This is a genomic window from Moritella dasanensis ArB 0140 (assembly GCF_000276805.1).
Classification (GTDB): Bacteria; Pseudomonadota; Gammaproteobacteria; order Enterobacterales; family Moritellaceae; genus Moritella; species Moritella dasanensis.
In genome coordinates this window covers 215853-235258 of sequence record NZ_AKXQ01000005.1, presented here as the reverse complement: position 1 = coordinate 235258, position 19406 = coordinate 215853, and the positions used below count along the sequence as shown (strand labels likewise).

Genomic DNA, 19406 nt, shown 5'->3' with positions numbered 1-19406 from the left:
CTGTATTAACTGTATTAACTGTTTTTATCGTTATTCTGCTTATCCAGATTAGCCTTATCTAAATTGTTCTTATCAATCTCATCAGCCTGCGTTTGTACGGCATATTGCAACTGTTCTTCTAGCTCATCATGCTCTGGTTTATCTTTAATCGAGGTACTCAGGTCACTATCATTAAACACATCTGAATCTTGTAAGATCTCGACCATGTCCGATGCGATATCGGGTACTGAATCAATCATTGTACTGGCGATATCAGCGGCGTATTCAGGGATGGTTTCAGCAACTTGAGTGACGTAATCATTAACCGCACTTTCAATGTTCGCTGTGGCATCACCCGGTGTCGCTTCTTCACTTTCAATTAGGTTGCTGACGTAAGCTTCAGCTACCACGTTAGATGATTCTGGGTATGCTTCCGATACCGCCAAGGCGAAGTCGGCGGATTGGGTAGGGGATACATCGGTTAAACGGCTATAGAGCTCTGTAGCCGTTTGCTCTGTGGCGGCAGCTGCACGATCGACCGGACGCATATCATCTAATGAATCAGATAGACTGGTCATGTACTGGTCGGTCATTTCAAGTAGTTCATCCTGGTGATCTTCAACCATATTCCCAGCGGCTATTTCCATCATATCAATACCGTTATCTGGCATTGAGTTGGCGATGGCGACAATAATATTTGTAAATTGATCGGGATATTCGGTGGTGATCCAGTCAACTAATTCATCGGCTTGTTCTGGCGAGGCATTGGTTAACGCTTCGGCAATGTGAATGCTCATGCCTGGCGCGGCCGTGGTGATTGCTTGATAGAGTCGGCCAATATCAATTTCATCAATAGTACTTAATGCAGCCGCTAAGTTCGAGGCATTATTGGGGTCGCGCATGGCCAATGATTTTGCCATGTTGACCGCGGCAGCAGGATTTTTAGCGGCTAAACTAATCGCTACTTCAACTTCTGAGGTTTGTTCGAAAGAAGGTTGTGCATACTGAGTACGGGGATCCAGTTCTGATGCCACACCTGAGGGCGTTTGCATGATAAAGTTTTCTTGTTCATCACGGGGTAATGCGGTTTGCTTAAGCATATTGCCGATAATCAACGCCAGTAAGGTAATGGCCGTTATGCTCGTAAATGAAAATAATGCGGCACTGCCAAACATGTTCATGGCGATAGACGCGAGATTGGGTCCCAGAATACTGCCCAAAGCATAAATCAACAGCAAGGAGCCCATTGCCGCTAGGATCTGTTCTCTTAATACTTTATCGAAGGTTTCTGACATGCTCATCGGGTAAAGACAAGCTGTGAGTCCCATCACGACCGCAATCGTTAACAAGGTGAGATTAAACTGCGATGAACTAATCAGCAGCGGCACCAGTAAAGACAAAGCCGCAATGATTAAGACCATGGCTATCATGGTTTTACGACGGTCAAAACGGTCAGATAAATAGGCTATCGGGTATTGAAATATGATAGCGCCAAAGATGGACGCTCCCATAAAGATGGATAAACTGAACCCTTGAATACCGTTGTCGCTGGCAAAAATAGGCAGCATATTAACTAAACCTGCATACAAAAAACCACCATAAAAGCAGCAGATAACCCCAAGCGGTGATAGCTTTACAATGGTCATTAAGGACATGGACTGGCTGTCTTCAATCTGCGGCCCGAGTTGTTTGCTGATCACGATAGGGGTGATAGAAAGGCTAAATAAAATACCGGCAATAATAAACAAGGTGACATCGGTGATCGGCGCGACATTTAATAAAAATTGCCCAGAGAAAAGTGCCGACATGATCACCATCTGGTTTATCGATAATATGCGTCCACGGCTTTCTTCAGTCGCGCTGTGGCTTAACCAACTATCAAGCGTGGCATTGGCACAGGCCATGCAAAATCCTGTCAACATACGCATAGCGGCTAACATCAATGGCTCTGGATATAAACCTGAAAGTAAGATCGCCACCGAGGTTAAACTACCGCACATGGCAAATATACGAATATGACCAACCCGCTGCAATAGCGTGCGGCTATAGATTGCACCCAGTAAGAACCCCACCGACAACATAGATAGGATGATACCGATATTATCGACACTGATACCGTCATTTTGCATGCGCACAGGCAATAAAATATTACTCAAGCCATAGCCAAGCATGAGTAAAAAACCACTTACAAGCAGCAATATGAAAGGTTTCAGGGTTGAGGTCATAAGCGTGTTCTCTTCTTTTATTAATCTAAAATTGTGGATTTATTTTCCAGCTAAACTTTATAACATATGTTAAATAAATGGTAACATCCGATTACATCGTTGTATGAAATAAACCGTTACCATCGGCGTTTTTATTTTGCAATTAAAAACGCCCGATACAGTGTATCAGGCGTTTTTTATAACCTAAAAAAGGCTAATTTATTCGGCTAATTAGTTATTTAAAACTAACCAATAAAGGCATACATAGCGCCAGCCCAAACTACAAACATAGACAACAAGAAGTAAGCAACGGTTTTTGTTACATTCTTATAGTTGAACAACAAGCTTGCAGCTACTGCACCAGTAATACCAACGATAGACCAACGTAATAGTGTTAGGCTTTCATCTTGCACTAAAGGTAGTTGATCGACACCGTTGATCATGAACCAAGCTAATAATGGTAAAGCAAATGCAACAGTCGTATCGAAAGTGTTAGATGCTAACGGGTTAGCAACTGCATCTTCATACTCGCCTTTTTGCGCATCTTTAACTGATAACATCAGATCTGGCACTGAAGAAGCGGCAGAACCAAAGATTAGACCAGCAAAGAACTGAGGAACACCCATTACGCTCGCGCTGCCTAATACACCTTCAACCAATAAATGTGAAGAACCAGAAATAACCGCAATCGCTAGCACTAACACAACCAGCGCAGATACTAATGTGAAGGGTCTGTTTGAGAAGAACAGCGTATTAAAGTTGAATGTAATTAAATTCAAGAACGAACCGCGATCTTCAATTTCTTCATATTCATATGCATCTTCAACTTCTTGATGGCTTCTTGCATCAATATATAAATGTACTGCGTAACCTAAGTATATAACGTTCAGAACAACGGCCATCCAAAGTGTGAATGCGTTGAAACCTAGGAAGTAAATCAAGGTTATTTCAGCTAATAATACCCAGAAAACATCACGTACTAATACACGCTTTGTGAGTTTAATTGAATCAACGGCTTTACCGTCTTCGTCTTTCGCCATGATGATCGAAAGTGCTGGGATCACACAACCATTAAATATCGCAGAACCTGCAGTCACACCTAATGCAACCATCACTAATGATGGATCGTCGAACCAAAACAAACAAGCAATCACAACACACATTTCAGGCATACTTGACCCGATAGCATTCACTGTTGCCCCTTTAACGCCTGGTGGAAATTTGCGGCCAAGGTAAGAAGCAGCTTGTTCAAAAGTATCACATGCATATTTTAATAAATAACATGAGAGTAGAATTAACAAAAAGGGCCATACATTATCAATCAAGTTCATTTTTACATTCCAGTATTATATTTTATTAGTGTTAAAAACTGTCGATTTAACGGTTACAGTAACATGCTAGTACGCACATAGTCTAAAATAGATTTTGTGTCGTTAAACCGCTAAAAAGAGCAAACCTTATTAAGATTTTTCATAGGGCTTAACGACGCTGTCTAATACATAAAATCTTTTTTTAGCCATTTTTAACATCGGGATATCAACAGGTAAGTTCCCAAAGGCTTGTTCAACCTGAAAGGTAATACTGCTGTCATTAAAAATGGCATCTAAACGGCGTACTTTTTCTTGTTCTTGGCATTCGCTGTCAATATCACCGGTGAAATAGCCATTTTTTTCCAAGATAGTGGTGCCGATAACACGTTCAACTGGCCACCCTAATTGCTTGACGATACCGGCGATATATTGTTCTGGTGACGCCGTGACAATCCACACTTGAATGCCGCTATCATGTAACGCTGTCATCATATTTACGACTTCATCGATAGGAGTCACTTTTTGAAATAGCGATTCACCCGCGGCAAAAACCTCTGCAGATGTTTTACCATTCAACGATTGCTTATAAAAGTGCGTCTTAATGGATGTTTTAACCGGTTGTTTATAGGTAGACGGTTTTAGCAATAAAGGCAATAACTGAAGCGGTAATGGCGTTTTCCCTAAAAAATGCTTAAACAAAAAACCGAGTGAATTTTCTTCTACTAACGTTTCATCAAAATCAAATAGTGCTATTTTCATTTTATCCTGCTTACTCTAAAAAATATTATTTTACGTCTTTAATCAAAGCACAAGCACCAAATGGCATCTCAGGCATTTCGATTATCTCAATTGATTTTTCACTCGCTAGCTTGAGTAAGTGAACAGTACTTGGATCTATTTTGCTTTGAACAATCAATAAATCAGGCACTCTTCTTAACATAACGCGCGTCGCTTCAGCTATACCCGGTTTGATACGGTTATAATTAGACACGTTAAATTTCTGCATTATTTTTTGTAAAAAATCATGGGTATTTTTTTGTCGCAATGCAGCTGGAATAGCGGCTTGAGGCAATGGCATGTTAAAGCTGTTTTCGCTAAAGCAGGCTGAAACCTGATCGACAAACCAATTTGAATGATCATGACTTTCTAAATGTGAATAAGAGATACAGCCATGAAAATCATCCTCGCTAATCTGATGATTAAGAATAGAACGACTTACTAACCCGCTCACCGTCGAATTCATCAATGCACTAGGGATCACATAGTCATCAAACGTTGCGGAATAGTCTGCTGTTCCGCCTATATCTGAAATAACAAATAATTGGTCAGGGATATTAACATTACGGCTGCTATTATATTCACCAATAGCCGCTTTAAGCTCTTGGGTAATAACGCCTTTAGCCGTCCAACCATCAACAAAAACAATGCTCTCCGGCTTTATTTTTTCATGCTCGATGAGGTAGTCGAGGGCATTCTCGTCTATGCCTTTATCACGTATGATACTAACAGAGTAGTGTGACGTATTTACATTGCTGTATGTTTTCAGTGCTCGATTCAATAACACTCCGATAGGCGTACCAGCGCGCACCAAAGATACGATGCAAACATCATTCAAACGATTATCTATAATCATTTTAGTTAATTGTAAAACTTCATCTGCAAGGCGTTGTTTGTATTGGGCTGTCAGACTGACAAATAGTTCCGCATATTCAAGTGATGGCGCGGACTCTTGATTAACCATTTCTGAATAATGCATAACACCTGTTTGAATGAGGCGTTCTTTATCTTCAATGGTATAAAACTCGGGTTCAACTTTTGTTAATAAAAATAAACAATCGTCGGCACTATAGCTGCCTAATAAAGGGCTTTTATCTGTGTTTATCATTTTAATCGTAGTCCGTGATTTTTATCATTTAGTTGGATGTCGGAAAGTCGTATTCTTACATCTACATCTACATCTACATCTACATCTACATCTAGCGCCAGAGTCACCTAGGCAACTGCAACGCTGTGTAATGGGTACTCTCTTGCAAAATGATGCTTATCTCTGGCACTTTCACTTTCTAATAATACATATACATCTCTATTTTCTGGATAGAAATTATAGATGTAGTGCTCAAGTTCACTGCCATTAAATGAGAAGGCTAACTTGTTATCAATTGATTCGCCAACTAATAACGGTGAGCGGTTAATCGATTGATACAATACATGACAACCCTGATCTTCATGCTGCTCGGCAACTAAAAACGGGATGTATTGATGCTCACCATTCGCCACTATGGTCATTTTATTTGATGATGTGATTGTTGGTAAGTCACCCGTGTATGGCATTAGCATACCGCATCGGCCTAAATCGGCTGATGAATGTGATTCACATAATCCAGCATCTACATTTTTCGGTAATTCAGGCTTGAAATCGTCTTTTTGATCGATAGAAATTTGCGCATCCATTAATGAAAAATAATTGATTTTAATGCCAAAATCGTCTTCTTTTAATCTCAATTCCTCATCTAATAGATTCACTAAAGACAGGATTTGAATTTCATCAATATTATCTAATTTATTTAATAGACTGGTAATCAACAACTTAATAGTGCGGCCCGTTGTTATTTCATCATCAATAACCACTAAGCGATTCGATTGACGAATACCGTCAAGCAATTCAGCTTTCGGTGCATAAAACATATGATTAACGGCGTGGCTGTGTGCTTCATCGACTGTAAACCACAGTGGTACATCTAATTTATGGCGTGTTGTATGTTGAAAATAAACCTTAGATTGTTGTTTTCTGGCTAAGCTATCTGCAACACCAGCCCCTAATCCCGTCGCCGCTTCAGCCAAGCTCACCACGTAAGTTAATTTATCACCCTCAATCGCCTGTGATAAGTAGTTATAAACCTCTCTCATCACGTTTGGTTTTGTCGGTGTATATCGGCCAAGCACTTTACTCACCAGCATAAAACTACGCTTAGGGTTTTGACGACAGGCGAATGTTAATAAATCGTCCACCGGTTTTTTCGTGTTTAATACTTTAAGAGAAATGAGCCCTGCTTGGGTATCGAAGTTGTAATTCATTGTTTATTCACTTAATTTAGTTTTAAATATGTCAGTTGCAAGCTGGCTTCTTAACGGTGCAATAGCATAGGTGCCTGTCTGCATCATAGGTAAATCACTAATACTATCACCGACAGTTAAAACCAGATCATCAGGTTGTACGTTTAACTGTTTTAAAATAAATTCAGCCGCATTTTTCTTACAAAATATCGCGGGAATATAGGCCATGTTACGGCCGTTACGGTGAAATCTTAATGTGTCATGTTGATTGTATTCAGGTAATGCATTGTAAATTTCATCAAGGTCAGAATCTATGCCTTTTATCGACACGTATGCGGGAATATTCTGATCGACAATCACGCGACTGCGGGCATTTAATGACTGGGTATGAATAATGGTTTGCACACGATCATTAATATCATCAAGTAAGTTAGCAAATGTGGCTGTATCAATATTTAGCCACTGTAACCATTGGCTACAAACCTGGTTATTTTTATCTAGTACGATGGCACCATGGGATACTGAGCTGTATTCACCAAAAGGCAAACTGACTCTTTCTAATGCATCGGTGTTACGACCGGTAATTGGAATTATTTCGGCACCTGAATTGACCAGCATATCAAAAAAAATGCGTTGTGGATTGGTCATGTATGATAAAGGGTTATTATCTCTATCAGTCGCTACAGGCGTTGATGATACGCCTTCAGGGATTTTTTTTAATGTTTGAAATAAGCTATCATCAAGATCTGTTAATACAATAATTCGTTGTGATTTAGTCGTCATAAGTCATTACCTTCAACGCTGAAGTAAAACAGCATGATGTTTAATTTTAGATTTTTAATTTTAAATATAAAAAATCCGATATCATATTCGATTATCGGATTTTATAATTACTGATTAAATCAATTTTTAATAATTAACCTAAGTTAACGCCGTACTGTCGTGCCATTGGTGCTAAACCGCCAGCAAAACCTTGTCCGATCGCTTTAAATTTCCAAGCACCGTTATGCTTGTATAGCTCACCAAACAATAACGCTGTTTCTGTAGAATAATCTTCAGAAAGGTCATAACGGATCACTTCATTATTATTTTCTTCGTTTACAACACGCATGAATGCATTTGAAACTTGACCGAAGTTTTGGCCTCTTGCTTCAGCATCATGGATCGTAACACCAATAACGATTTTAACTACATCTGCTGGCACTAATGATAAATTTACTTTAATTGCTTCATCATCGCCGTCGCCTTCACCAGTTTGGTTATCACCGGTATGCTCAACTGAGCCACAAACTGATTTAAGGTTATTATAAAAGATAAAATCTGTGTCTTGACGGATTTTACCTTCAGCATTAATTAAAAATACCGATGCGTCTAAATCAAAATCAACGCCATCTGTAGCGCGGGTATCCCAGCCAAGTCCTAAAATGCATTTGCTCATTCCTGGTGCTGCTTTCTCTAGCGAAACGTTGCCGCCTTTTTGTAATGATACTGACATATTTCTTCCTTAATAATATAAGATAATATTTAATTTAAACGGGTAAGCATTACACATCATAGATAGATCGTAATTGCTCTAGCTTATTATGACAATTAAAGTTCAAAATCTGCTGGATTTAAACCTAATTCTTTAGCAATTTTGATTGCTACAATTTTTTCGTCTTGGTCAAAAACACCATCTGAAGCGGCAATGGCTAAAATTAAGCGCATCACAGTTCTTGCTTCGACATTGTTATCTTTGATTCGGTTTAATGCTTCACACGCTTTAGATTCACCAACATCTTTGTCAAAATCAAAGTTGTTTAAAAACTCAGTGAAAGAACTGATCACATCAGATGTTTTAAATACTTTTAACGCATCATTGTTTTCAATTAATTTCAGCATTTTTTGCTTTTCAGCTGAGTCAATTGAACCATCAGCCATTGCAATAAGTGCAGAACCTGCGGTTGCAGCATGTAAGAAGTTTTTATTTTTAAATTTCAAAACTTCATCTTTTAATTCATTTGTTTTTTCTTTCAGACCAGATAAGAAATTTGAAAAACTCATTGGATTAACCTCTACTATTTTTATTAATTAGCATTTAAATTATAGGTAACTACTTGCCACTGTTTTTACTAGTTGCTCTAGTTTTTTATCTTGTGTTGGTTCACCAATCGCTTTGAACTTCCATGCGCCGTTGTGGCGATAAAAAGAACCTAAAACCATTGATACTGCGCCACTAAATTTAGCATCATTCGCGATGTTATAACTTGCAACTACTTGATCAACTCGTGTTGGCGTACCTTCGTATAAGCGAACACTTGCGAATGGGATTGTTGCAAAGTCTTGGCCTTTATAGCTGTTTAAAATGATAGCCACAAAGTTTACGTTTGCAGGTACTTGGGCTAGATTTACGGTGATAACTTCGTTATCTAACCCATCATCGCCATCAAGATCACCGGTAGTATCATCACCACTGTGAACAATAGAACCGTCTTTACTTTTTAATTGTCCAAAATAGATCAGGTCTTGCAAATCTTTACTTGCTGAATACAGAGACACACTCGCATCTAAATCAACGGCTATTTTTTTAATACCACCAAATAGGCCTTTCTTTTCAATTGCACCCCAGTTAACACCAACACATACTTTATTAAGCTGCTGACCATTTTTTTCTAAACTAATTCGTTGACCTTTTTCTAGCGATATAGACATAAATTTTTCCTAAATAATATGTTGTAGGTGAAATTGTAATAGTGGTGCGAATAATATCACTATTACATTGATTAATTTGATAACAGACGCATATTTTTAGATCCCAAGACAACTGGCACACTTGGTATAGTTGTAGCTTTACAATCTTCGCGACCAGCGGTATTTCAATGGCTACATCAATAGATCAGACCTTGCTTGAAAAAAAAGGTTCAATCGATTCGGGAAACAGCCCATCCTAATATAGGTTAAACAGCACGTTTTTATCTCAAACAATCGGGCTAGCTAACCAAACGGGACTCAAATATGAGTAACTGGAACGAAAGAAAATATAACAGATTGAAAATTTTAGTAAACTAAGATCTTTAGTAGTATAAAACGCTGTGCATTTAATCAATTTACAACAATTTATTACTGAACCATTTCGTCTGCTACATATCAGGGGTTTTTATTGGTGCTGATAGTATGATCTTGTCGTTATATAATATTAGTGCTTAATACGGATAGTATTGCTAGTTCGTAACAGCCATTTTCACATTTCTAAAAATGCTGTACACTTAACCAGTCTTAAACTATTTTTTCTGGTTAATTTTGTCTGCTACATATCTGGGTTTTTTATTATCGCGCCATAGCCGTGATCGCAATGGTAACAATGAATTAAGCTGCTGGTTAGCATCTGAGATGGGTGCGGTTAAGTTGATCCCGGCAACCCAGCCGCTGGTTATGTTCATTCCTCAAGACCAACTGACCACGGCATTAGCCTGTTTAAGTGAATTAAATCCGCGCTTTAATTATAAAGATCTGAAAATGCGCAGTTTTGATTTAGAATTGATGAGCGCCTTTTATTTCCAAACCTCGCATGACTATCATCGCGCCCAAGAATTATTAAGACGTAAGCTGGTGACGGTCTTAGAAGCCGACATTCGCCCAGCTGAACGTTACTTAATGGAGCGTTTTGTAAAAGGGGCTGTCGAGTTCACCGGAACGCCAGTGCAACGTAAAGGGTATGTGGAGTTTCAACAAGCCCAGCTTAAACCTGCAGAGCTGCCTGACAACTTAGTGGATAAAATTAAACAGATCTCACTGGATATCGAATGCTCAGAACACGGTGAACTGTACTCTATTGGTTTGTATTCATTAAGCCCTGCCTATTGCCCCGATGGTAAACCCTTTAAACGGGTATACATGATTGGCGAGCAGCTTGATAAAGACTTAGCACAAGCACTCGCTGATAAAGATCGAGCACAGGCACAAGAAAAAACTGATAAAAACGTATTGCAAGCGCCCGAAAGTGAGCAGTTAATCTATTGGGTGGCTGACGAGAAAAGTCTATTACAAGCACTGCAAGCCTTTGTGATCAGTTACGATCCCGACGTCTTTATTGGTTGGAACGTGATTAATTTTGATTTCCGTCTATTGGCTGTACGCGCTACCTTTCATAATATTAAGCTAGCATTGGGTCGTGGTGGTCAAAACTTGCATTGGCGTGATGGCCGCACCCCGCAACAGCAAGGTTTTTTGACTTTGCATGGTCGGGTGGTGATTGATGGCATCGATAGTCTAAAAACAGCGACCTATAGCTTCCCCAGTTTCAGTCTCGAAAATGTCGCGCAAGCGATCCTCGGTGTCGGTAAAGAGACTGACGATGTCGATAACCGCATGGAACAGATCAACCACGATTTTCATTTTAATAAGCTCAAACTAGCGAAGTACAATCTGCAAGATTGCGTATTAGTGTGGGATATCTTTGTTAAAACGCGGTTGTTGGATTTCTTGTTATTACGCTCGCAGTTAACCGGATTGGAATTAGATCGTAACGGTGGCTCGGTACTGGCGTTTACCAATGTTTATCTGCCTAAATTACATCGCGCTGGTTATATCGCGCCAAACCTACGTGAGAGTGGGGTAATGGCCAGTCCCGGTGGTTATGTGATGGACTCATTCCCTGGTTTGTACGATCACGTTATCGTACTGGATTTTAAAAGTCTGTATCCGTCGATTATTCGCACCTTTAAAATTGATCCTGTGGGATTATTAGAAGGTGTACAGAACCCGACAGAGGCGATCCCTGGGTTCCGTGGTGGCTTGTTTGATCGGGACAAACATTACCTGCCTGATATTATTACCGAACTTTGGTCGCAGCGCGATCAAGCTAAACTAGATAAAGATGCCGCGCGTTCGCAAGCGATTAAGATCTTAATGAACTCGTTTTATGGGGTGTTAGGATCTGGCGGTTGTCGTTTTTATGATACCCGTTTAGCGTCGTCAATTACCATGCGCGGTCAAGAGATCATGCAGACTACCGCTGGCTGGCTCGAAGCCAAAGGTTATAAGGTGATCTACGGAGATACCGATTCCACCTTTGTATTACTTGATGAATCTAAATTTACCGCTGGTTACACTGGAACGTCAGCTGATCGCGGCTTACAAGCCGATCGTATGGGCGCGGAACTGTCGGCATACATCAACGAGCAATGGCAGCGTCACCTGCGTGAAGATTACGACATTGATTGTTTCTTAGATATTGAATACGAAGTGCATTATCACAAGTTTTTAATGCCCACGATCCGTGGTTTGGATAAAGGCAGTAAGAAGCGTTATGCCGGTTTAGTGCATACTAAAGACGGTGAAAAACTGATCTTTAAAGGGCTAGAAACGGTGCGTACCGATTGGACTGATCTGGCGAAGATGTTCCAGAAGGAATTATACCATAGAGTCTTCCATAACATCGCGGTAGAAGATTATGTGCTGGAAATAGTGGAGAAAACCTTAGCGGGAGAATTTAATGATAAGCTGGTTTACCGTAAGCGTTTGCGCCAAGAATTAGCGTTATATGTGAAAAACGTGCCGCCCCATGTAAAAGCAGCGCGCGCAGCGGATGAAAAAAACCGTCAATTAGGCCAGCCGTTACGTTATCAACACAAAGCGTGGATCAGTTATGTGCTCACATTGAATGGCCCTGAAGCGGTCGAGCATCAACATTCAGTATTGGATTTTGAGCACTATATTGAAAAACAAATTAAACCCATTGCTGATGGTATCTTGCCATTTATTGGCTTGAGCTTTGATTTGATAACCGATCAACAAATGGGGCTGTTTTAAGCCTAATCACGTTAACCCTAGCCATGTTTAATTCCAACCATGCTTTCTCATCCGTTATTCATACTCAATATTAATAGCGGATGAGTAAATAAAGCGTCCTGACAATACTTTACCCATATTTGTGAAACCTATCCTGACAGCACCAGATAAACTGGTTTATCTTATCCAGTTGCGTGACATTCTCTGCTATTCGTTAGGGCGTTAGTTAGGGTATTAGTTACGCAATTAGTTAGTCGCTATGACGTGCCAACATTACTGCTGACTCAGTTGCTCACTGTAAATACTTGCCAACTGTTTTGACATGATATCGACAATCTTAGGTTGTGCTGAGCGGTTCGGGTGAATACCGTCATTTTGCATCAGGCTTGGATCTACAGCGATCTGCTCCATAAAAAATGGCAACACGGTAATGTCTTTTTCACTGCCAACTTGAGCAAATACATCGGTAAACATTTTGCTGTAGCGTGGGCCATAATTAGGTGGAATACGAATATTCATCACATACACGGGAATATTCTGCGCGTGGGCTAAATCCACCATTTTCGTTAAGTTACTTTTGATGAGCTTAGGGGGAAAACCACGTAAACCGTCATTACCACCAAGTTCGATAATTAGCGCATTAATTGATTGCTTAGCCAAAATACCCGGTAAACGAGATAAGCCGCCAGCGGTAGTCTCACCACTGATACTGGCATTGATAATGTTATACGGCGCGTTTTGCTTTGATAACTGTTGATTAAGCAGGGTTACCCAGCCTTCATTTTGTGTCATACCATAACTGGCGCTGAGGCTATCACCCAATAACAAAATTTTATGGTTAGCTGTCGCATGTGCTGCAGGTAACAAGATAACCATCAATAATAATACTTTAAAGGCATTTTTAAACATGAAGCTAAATTCCGACGTTATATTAAAAGTAAGTGCCTTAACTAAATCAGTTAAAACAGATGCTAAAACCCTCGATATCTTACATCCGATGGATTTAACTGTGATCGCTGGTGATTCATTAGCGATTGTTGGCGCGTCTGGCTCAGGTAAGTCTACCCTATTGTCTATTATAGCGGGATTAGATTTACCTTCGAGCGGTGAAGTTTTTCTAAAAAATAAGCCATTGCACCAATTTAATGAAGAACAGCGCAGTGCGGTTCGCGCGAGACACGTCGGTTTTATTTTTCAGCAGTTTTTGTTAATCAATAGCTTAACTGCGTTGGAAAATATCATGTTACCGGCAGAGCTAGCCGAAATGGATAACCCTGAGCAACTGGCGCGGGAATTATTAGCCAAAGTTGATTTAACTGACAGGGCTGAGCATTTTCCGTCACAGCTGTCGGGTGGCGAACAACAGCGTGTTGCTATTGCCCGTGCATTTATTTCTAAACCAGATATTTTATTTGCCGATGAGCCGACGGGTAACTTAGACACAAAAACTGGCTCACACATTGCCGATTTGTTGTTTGAAATTAACAAACAGCAGGGCACTACGTTGATTCTCGTGACACATGATCCGAAATTAGCTGCGCGTTGTCAGCGCCAAGTGACCATGGAAAGTGGCCAGTTAACAGAAACTGTCACTGACGAGCCTTTAGGTACAGAGCCTTTAGTTATCAAACCGTCGCTGAGTACATCGTTATGAGTTATTGGCACAAACATTCCCTGCGTTTATTAAAACACGAGTTAAAGCGCGGCGAGCTAACCATTATCTTATTGGCGATTGTGCTAGCCGTGTCTGCGGTATTTGCGTTATCAGGTTTTTCTAGCCGTGTGAAACAAGCATTAACAGCGGAGAGTAGTACTTTTATTGCTGCCGACAGGGTATTGGATACCGGCAGTGTCATTGACCCTACGGTATTAGCCAAAGCCACCAGTTTAGAATTAATCCAAGCCCAGCAGATCCAAATGTCATCGATGGTGTTTACGGATGAAAAAATGGCATTGTCAGCCTTGTCTGCGGTATCGGATACCTATCCATTGCGTGGTGAGTTATTGGTGAGTCCGTCATTAGATGCCAGTGAAGCCGTCGCGTCAAATTCGCCAAAATCAGGTGAAGCTTGGTTAGAGGCAAAAGGTTTAAGACAGTTAGGGATAGCGCTGGGTGACAGTATTGAAGTGGGGGTAATGCGCTTTAAAGTCACCGGGCTCATCACGCAAATACCGGATGCGTCGTTTAGTGTCTTTAGTTCGGGGCCTGTGGTGTTTATTAATAATAACGACATACAGAAGACTGAATTGATCCAACCCGGTAGCCGATTAAGTTATAAGTATCTGTTCGCCGGAGATGCCGACAATATCACTGCATTTGAGCAATGGTTCACACCACAGTTAAGTGATAACCAGCGTTGGTACGATATTAAATCACAGAATTCTCCGTTAGCGAGAGCCCTAAGCAAAGCCGATAAATACCTATCACTCGCCAGTATGCTGGGTATTGTTTTAGCGTCCGTTGCGGTTGCTGTAGCAAGTCGACGTTATAGTCAGCGCCATCAATCCGTTGTTGCTGTGTTTAAAGCCATGGGCGCATCTAAACGCTATGTGTCGAAACTGTATTGCCTACATTGGTCGTTATTAAGTGTATTAAGTATTAGTTTAGGCTTGGTTGTTGGGTATCTAATATTAAACCTCGGCTTGTACGCGATGCGTGATTATCTTGATACCTCGACAACAGGCAACATGGCATATCCGTTCTTAGTCGCGATTGTCACTGGTATTATTTGCGCCTTTGCATTTGCTATTACGCCATTAAGAGAGTTAGTACAGACTTCGCCTATGATGCTGCTACGCGGTCGTGATAATAACGCTGCGAGCAGTTTGTTCACACGGTTAATGAGTCCGCTACCCTCGTTATTAGCCATCTTCACGTTATTGTATTTATTTAGCCAAGATGCAGTGCTTAGTGCAGCATTATTAATTGGTGGCATGCTGGTGGCATTAGTGTTGTTAGTGATTGGTCGCTTGTTTATGTCTGCAGGGCGTTCAGCGGGCAGTAAAGCGGGTAAATCTTGGCATTTGGCTCTCGCTAATTTAAAACGTCGTGCTAATGAAAATGCGGTGCAATTGATCAGTTTTACTATTGCCATTCAATTACTGTTGATTATCGTAGTAATGAAAAATGGTTTGATTGACGATTGGCAGCAACAATTACCGGATAACAGTGCTAACCGATTTCTCGTTAATATTACAGCCACTCAAGTTGAGCCTGTGAACAATTTTGTTGATTCGTTAGGCATTGAATCCAGTGGCCTGTTTCCTGTGGTACGTGGTCGATTAACCAAAATTAATAATGACCAAGTGACTAAGCGCGTGAGTAAGGAAGAAACCAAATCGGCTGATAATGGCCGTCGTGGAGTAGGGCGAGAGCTAAACATGACTTGGCGTGATGGCTTGCCTTATGAAAACAGCTTAATCGCTGGCAGCTGGTGGCAGCCTGAAGATACCCGTGCGCTGGTATCGATTGAATCGACCTTAGCGGATAAGTTAGCTGTCGAAATTGGCGATAACTTAACATTCCAGCTGGGCAGTGAAGAAGTGTTGGTGATGGTGAGCAGTATCCGTAAGGTCAATTGGCAAACATTGCAACCTAACTTTTACATGATCTTTAACCAACATGTGCTGGCTGATTTCCCTGCGACCTATATTTCATCGTTATATGTACCGGATGACGCCACCGATGCATTGCAAGATTTCTTAACGCAGTATCCGACTATTACCTTGATCGATGTTGATGCAATTATTACCCAACTAAGGAGTGTGATAGGGCAAGTTTCTATCGCGATTGAATTTATTCTGTTGCTGGTGGTGCTTGCTGGCAGTTTGGTATTAGTGGCTCAAGTGCAAGCCAGTATGGAGGAGCGTGAACGCGAGCTCGCCATTTTAAGGACATTAGGCGCGAGTGGACGCTTACTGCGTAATAGTGTGTTATTTGAATTTGTCGCCTTGGGTGCGCTCGCTGGGTTAATGGCAAGTATTGCCATGGAGCTGGGGGTGTATATTTTACAAAGTCGTATCTTTGATATGCCTGGTTCGTTCCACTTTCAATATTGGTTATTAGGTATCGGTGCTGGCGCGAGTTTTGTTGGTCTGATTGGTTTACTGAGCTGTTGGCGTTTGTTGAATATGTCGAGTGTGACGTTAATTAGAAGGACTATGTAAAATAATATGTAAAAGAATAGGTAATGGCTAATAAGTGGTGTTATGAGTACTATCATGGCACCACATGATGAAAGGTGATTTATCCCGCAAAAACCAGTTTAATAATCGTGATTTCCGAACTAACACTATAAAACTAACCAATTGTTGGTAGTATTTATTTTGTTAATAGATTTAACATTATTTTTCAATACTGACGGAAAAGGGAATTTTATGGCTTTCTATTATTATGCACTACTAGCTGTTTTTATTATGATTATGCCGTGCTTGTTCTTTGTTAACAGTATCGTGAGTTACGCTCGCCATTCAACTAAGCTTGTTAAAAAATAATATGATTACGCTTGTTAACCTTCTTTAATTCTTATTAAGTATCATTAATGTGATTAATTAGCTGTTAAATAAGTTATTGATATTCACATACCTCTTGGCTATCGGTAAACTGTAACCCTATATAGTTATAAATTAATTTATGTTTAACGATTACGATCTTACAGTAATTTTTGTTAAGCAAGGGGTGAGTACATTGCTGATAATCCGACCTATGGTATCTCGATTTGTTATTATTTTAACGATTGCATTGATCCCCGCATTATTACTGATGTCGTATAATACCTGGCATGATTTTAGTGCTGAAAAGCAAAAGATACGTAATGAAGCATTCCAATTTGCAGAAAAAGTGATTAAGCAGCAACAGAATAAGATTCAGTATACCAAATCCATATTATTTCAATTAGCGCAAGAAAGTGCTCTCCGTCATCCTGAAGATCCTGACTGCTCTATTTTTGTTGCGCGTGTACAACGAATGAATCCGCTTTTTACTAATATCGGTGTACCAATGGCCAATGGCGATTTGCTTTGTAATGCGCTGCCACTACAGCAAGCCGTAAATGTAGTGGACCGAGCTTATTTTCGCAATACCATTGAAAATGGAGTATTTTCAATGGGCAGATTTCAACATGATAGAGCGACTGATCTGGCTTCGATGAACTTTTCAGTTCCTGTTTATGGTAATGATAATCGTATTATTGCTGCTGCCGTCGCGGTTATATCGCTTGAATGGTGGAGTCGGCAATTAACCGATGATTTTTTTCCGAAAGATGGTGCCGCTTTTATTGTCGATGGTGATGCAGGGGTTATTGCCTCGCATTATGGTGTTGCCAAAGCGAAAGAAAATTTAGCACTTATCATGACTGAAGCATTGCCTGAAGAGCAAGGGGTTTATGAAATGACATCGGTGGACGACATTCCTTATTTAGTCGCTTATAAACCTATGTTCTCAGAGCAAGGCACTGCAAATGCATCGGTAATTATTGCACTGCCATTAAACAGTGCTTATGCGAATGCTTATGCGAAGTTAGAACAGAACATATTAACCTTATTATTTAGCTTCATCACGTTAAGTACAGTGATGTTCTGGGGGTTACGAGTTAAAATTATCACTCCAATTTACCAGTTGCTCGATAATGCTAAAGGTTTTATCTCTGCGCATTTTGAGCATGGTTACACAGTAAAGTCAGAATCCGTTAATGTAAATAAATCTCGATATGATAATGAATTATCGGATTTGTCAGAGCATTTTAATTTGGTTATTGCAGAACAAAAAAAACAACAACAAGAATTAAAAAAGTTAGTTTATCTTGATCAATTGACCCAATTGCCTAATCGTTATTCATTACTCGCGAGTATTGAAAATCGCTTATCTCAGGATCATTCACCTTTTGCGTTAGTATTGATTGATCTCGATAATTTTGGGGTATTAAATGATAGATTTGGGCATGAGATTGGTGATGCGATATTAATTGAAATAGCCAATAGATTGACCGTATTATGCCGAGAATATGAAGAAGTGAGTCGTTGGTGTGGTGATGAGTTTGTGTTGATTTTACCTTATAGTAAGCGGGGGTTATTAGAAAATAGAATCCATTATATTTTGGACTCGATTTGTAAGCCTATTCAAATCGGTGAGATCACTCATGCCTGTCAGGCGCGTTGCGGTGTGGTCATTAGCCAAGAATGTAAGATTAAAGATGGCAGTAAATTGATGCATTTTGCTGACCTCGCTGTTGAAAAAACCGGTGATAATCAGACTTATCAGATTAGTTATTTCAAGCCTGAAATGGAAACTGCTGGGCATGAACTGTTTGAATTGGAAGTTGAACTGCGTCAGGCAATTTCTCGTGATGAATTACGCTTACATTATCAGCCTATTATTAATTTAAAAACGGGTAAGTATGGGTTAGCTGAAGCGCTTATACGCTGGCAACATCCAACATTAGGGTTAGTGCAGCCATTACAGTTTATTGAATTAGCTGAGAAAACAGGTCTTATTATTAATATTGGTCGATGGGTTGTATGTGAAGCGATTCGTCAATTAGCGCAATGGAGCGCCGATGATCGCATTGAGATCGACGAAGTTGCGGTTAATTTATCACCAATACAGCTACAAGATAATGGTCTTATTCAAGTTATCGAAGAGGCGTTAACGCAACATGGTGTGACTCCAGAGCAACTTACCCTTGAGATCACTGAATCCGTGCTACTTGATGGTGGTGATCATGCGCTAGATAAAATTGCTCAATTTAGAACCATGGGTATTAAAATTGCTTTGGATGATTTTGGCACTGGTTACTCAAGTTTAAGTTACTTATCGCGTATCACTTTAGACAAAATTAAGATTGACCGTTCATTTATTAATGAGATTGGTCATGCGCGCGATGATATTTTAATTGAAACTATTATGACCATGTCGCACAACATGAATTTAGCTGTGGTAGCTGAAGGTATTGAAACGCCATCTCAATTATCATTTTTGCAACAACATAATTGTGAATATGGGCAAGGGTACTATTTTAGTAAACCGTTGGCAGCACAAGCAATTACGACCTTTTTTGAAAAGATTAAATGAGCCAGCTTGTGCTGAGTTACC

General features: G+C 40.1%; 14 protein-coding genes. 4 read left to right on the top strand and 10 right to left on the bottom strand.

The features are described 5' to 3' along the window. Nucleotides 1-14: 14 nt before the first annotated feature. The 9 genes from A923_RS0106265 to A923_RS0106225 form a co-directional block, all read right to left on the bottom strand. On the bottom strand, nt 15-2204 hold the full coding sequence (locus tag A923_RS0106265; protein WP_017220811.1) for an MFS transporter: 2190 nt from the start codon (nt 2202-2204) through the stop codon (nt 15-17). A gap of 224 nt (nt 2205-2428) precedes the next feature. Continuing rightward, nucleotides 2429-3514 (bottom strand): sodium:calcium antiporter, encoded by a 1086-nt coding sequence (locus A923_RS0106260; RefSeq protein WP_017220810.1) that lies wholly within the window; start codon nt 3512-3514, stop codon nt 2429-2431. Nucleotides 3515-3643: 129 nt separating this feature from the next. Beyond that, complete coding sequence (locus A923_RS0106255; protein WP_017220809.1) at nt 3644-4252, bottom strand: HAD family hydrolase; 609 nt, start codon at nt 4250-4252, stop codon at nt 3644-3646. A gap of 25 nt (nt 4253-4277) precedes the next feature. Further along, complete coding sequence (locus A923_RS0106250; RefSeq protein WP_017220808.1) at nt 4278-5378, bottom strand: cysteine protease StiP family protein; 1101 nt, start codon at nt 5376-5378, stop codon at nt 4278-4280. 107 nt (nt 5379-5485) lie between these two features. Continuing rightward, the gene (locus tag A923_RS0106245) at nt 5486-6568 is read right to left on the bottom strand and encodes a phosphoribosyltransferase domain-containing protein (protein ID WP_017220807.1); all 1083 of its coding nucleotides are present in this window, start codon (nt 6566-6568) and stop codon (nt 5486-5488) included. 3 nt (nt 6569-6571) lie between these two features. After that, the gene (locus A923_RS0106240) at nt 6572-7330 is read right to left on the bottom strand and encodes an HAD hydrolase family protein (protein ID WP_017220806.1); all 759 of its coding nucleotides are present in this window, start codon (nt 7328-7330) and stop codon (nt 6572-6574) included. A 133-nt stretch (nt 7331-7463) separates the two neighbouring features. After that, the gene (locus A923_RS0106235) at nt 7464-8042 is read right to left on the bottom strand and encodes a TerD family protein (RefSeq protein WP_017220805.1); all 579 of its coding nucleotides are present in this window, start codon (nt 8040-8042) and stop codon (nt 7464-7466) included. Nucleotides 8043-8137: 95 nt separating this feature from the next. Continuing rightward, entirely contained in the window at nt 8138-8590 is a 453-nt protein-coding gene (locus tag A923_RS0106230) for a tellurite resistance TerB family protein (protein ID WP_017220804.1), read from the bottom strand. A 39-nt stretch (nt 8591-8629) separates the two neighbouring features. Further along, a complete protein-coding gene (locus A923_RS0106225; protein ID WP_017220803.1) occupies nt 8630-9238 on the bottom strand; it encodes a TerD family protein in 609 nt (202 codons plus the stop codon). Between the two features lie 588 nt (nt 9239-9826). Here A923_RS0106225 and A923_RS0106220 point away from each other — a divergent pair. Next, nucleotides 9827-12337 carry a DNA polymerase II gene (locus A923_RS0106220; protein WP_017220802.1) on the top strand — a complete coding sequence of 837 codons (2511 nt, stop codon included), beginning with the start codon at nt 9827-9829 and terminating at the stop codon, nt 12335-12337. Nucleotides 12338-12589: 252 nt separating this feature from the next. Here A923_RS0106220 and A923_RS0106215 read toward each other — a convergent pair whose 3' ends face one another. Continuing rightward, the gene (locus A923_RS0106215; protein ID WP_017220801.1) at nt 12590-13225 is read right to left on the bottom strand and encodes an arylesterase; all 636 of its coding nucleotides are present in this window, start codon (nt 13223-13225) and stop codon (nt 12590-12592) included. On the opposite strand from A923_RS0106215, the gene A923_RS0106210 reads away from it, so the two are divergent. The 3 genes from A923_RS0106210 to A923_RS0106200 all read left to right on the top strand — a co-directional run bounded on the left by A923_RS0106210 (nt 13224) and on the right by A923_RS0106200 (nt 19385). Next, nucleotides 13224-13970, top strand: a complete 747-nt coding sequence (locus A923_RS0106210) for an ABC transporter ATP-binding protein (protein ID WP_017220800.1) — start codon at nt 13224-13226, stop codon at nt 13968-13970. The genes A923_RS0106215 and A923_RS0106210 overlap by 2 nt on opposite strands. Then, entirely contained in the window at nt 13967-16483 is a 2517-nt protein-coding gene (locus tag A923_RS0106205) for an ABC transporter permease (protein ID WP_017220799.1), read from the top strand. Before A923_RS0106210 ends, A923_RS0106205 begins: the two co-directional genes overlap by 4 nt. A 511-nt stretch (nt 16484-16994) precedes the next feature. Beyond that, nucleotides 16995-19385: a bifunctional diguanylate cyclase/phosphodiesterase gene (locus A923_RS0106200; protein WP_420192178.1), complete on the top strand. Its 2391-nt coding sequence runs from the start codon at nt 16995-16997 to the stop codon at nt 19383-19385. The last annotated feature ends 21 nt before the right edge of the window (nt 19386-19406 follow it).

Coding starts and splice junctions, on each gene's coding strand:
- A923_RS0106260 (WP_017220810.1), bottom strand. CDS start 3,514: ATGAACTTGATTGATAATGTATGGCCCTTTTTGTTAATTCTACTCTCA.
- A923_RS0106210 (WP_017220800.1), top strand. CDS start 13,224: ATGAAGCTAAATTCCGACGTTATATTAAAAGTAAGTGCCTTAACTAAA.
- A923_RS0106250 (WP_017220808.1), bottom strand. CDS start 5,378: ATGATAAACACAGATAAAAGCCCTTTATTAGGCAGCTATAGTGCCGAC.
- A923_RS0106230 (WP_017220804.1), bottom strand. CDS start 8,590: ATGAGTTTTTCAAATTTCTTATCTGGTCTGAAAGAAAAAACAAATGAA.
- A923_RS0106240 (WP_017220806.1), bottom strand. CDS start 7,330: ATGACGACTAAATCACAACGAATTATTGTATTAACAGATCTTGATGAT.
- A923_RS0106245 (WP_017220807.1), bottom strand. CDS start 6,568: ATGAATTACAACTTCGATACCCAAGCAGGGCTCATTTCTCTTAAAGTA.
- A923_RS0106205 (WP_017220799.1), top strand. CDS start 13,967: ATGAGTTATTGGCACAAACATTCCCTGCGTTTATTAAAACACGAGTTA.
- A923_RS0106235 (WP_017220805.1), bottom strand. CDS start 8,042: ATGTCAGTATCATTACAAAAAGGCGGCAACGTTTCGCTAGAGAAAGCA.
- A923_RS0106255 (WP_017220809.1), bottom strand. CDS start 4,252: ATGAAAATAGCACTATTTGATTTTGATGAAACGTTAGTAGAAGAAAAT.
- A923_RS0106265 (WP_017220811.1), bottom strand. CDS start 2,204: ATGACCTCAACCCTGAAACCTTTCATATTGCTGCTTGTAAGTGGTTTT.
- A923_RS0106215 (WP_017220801.1), bottom strand. CDS start 13,225: ATGTTTAAAAATGCCTTTAAAGTATTATTATTGATGGTTATCTTGTTA.
- A923_RS0106225 (WP_017220803.1), bottom strand. CDS start 9,238: ATGTCTATATCGCTAGAAAAAGGTCAACGAATTAGTTTAGAAAAAAAT.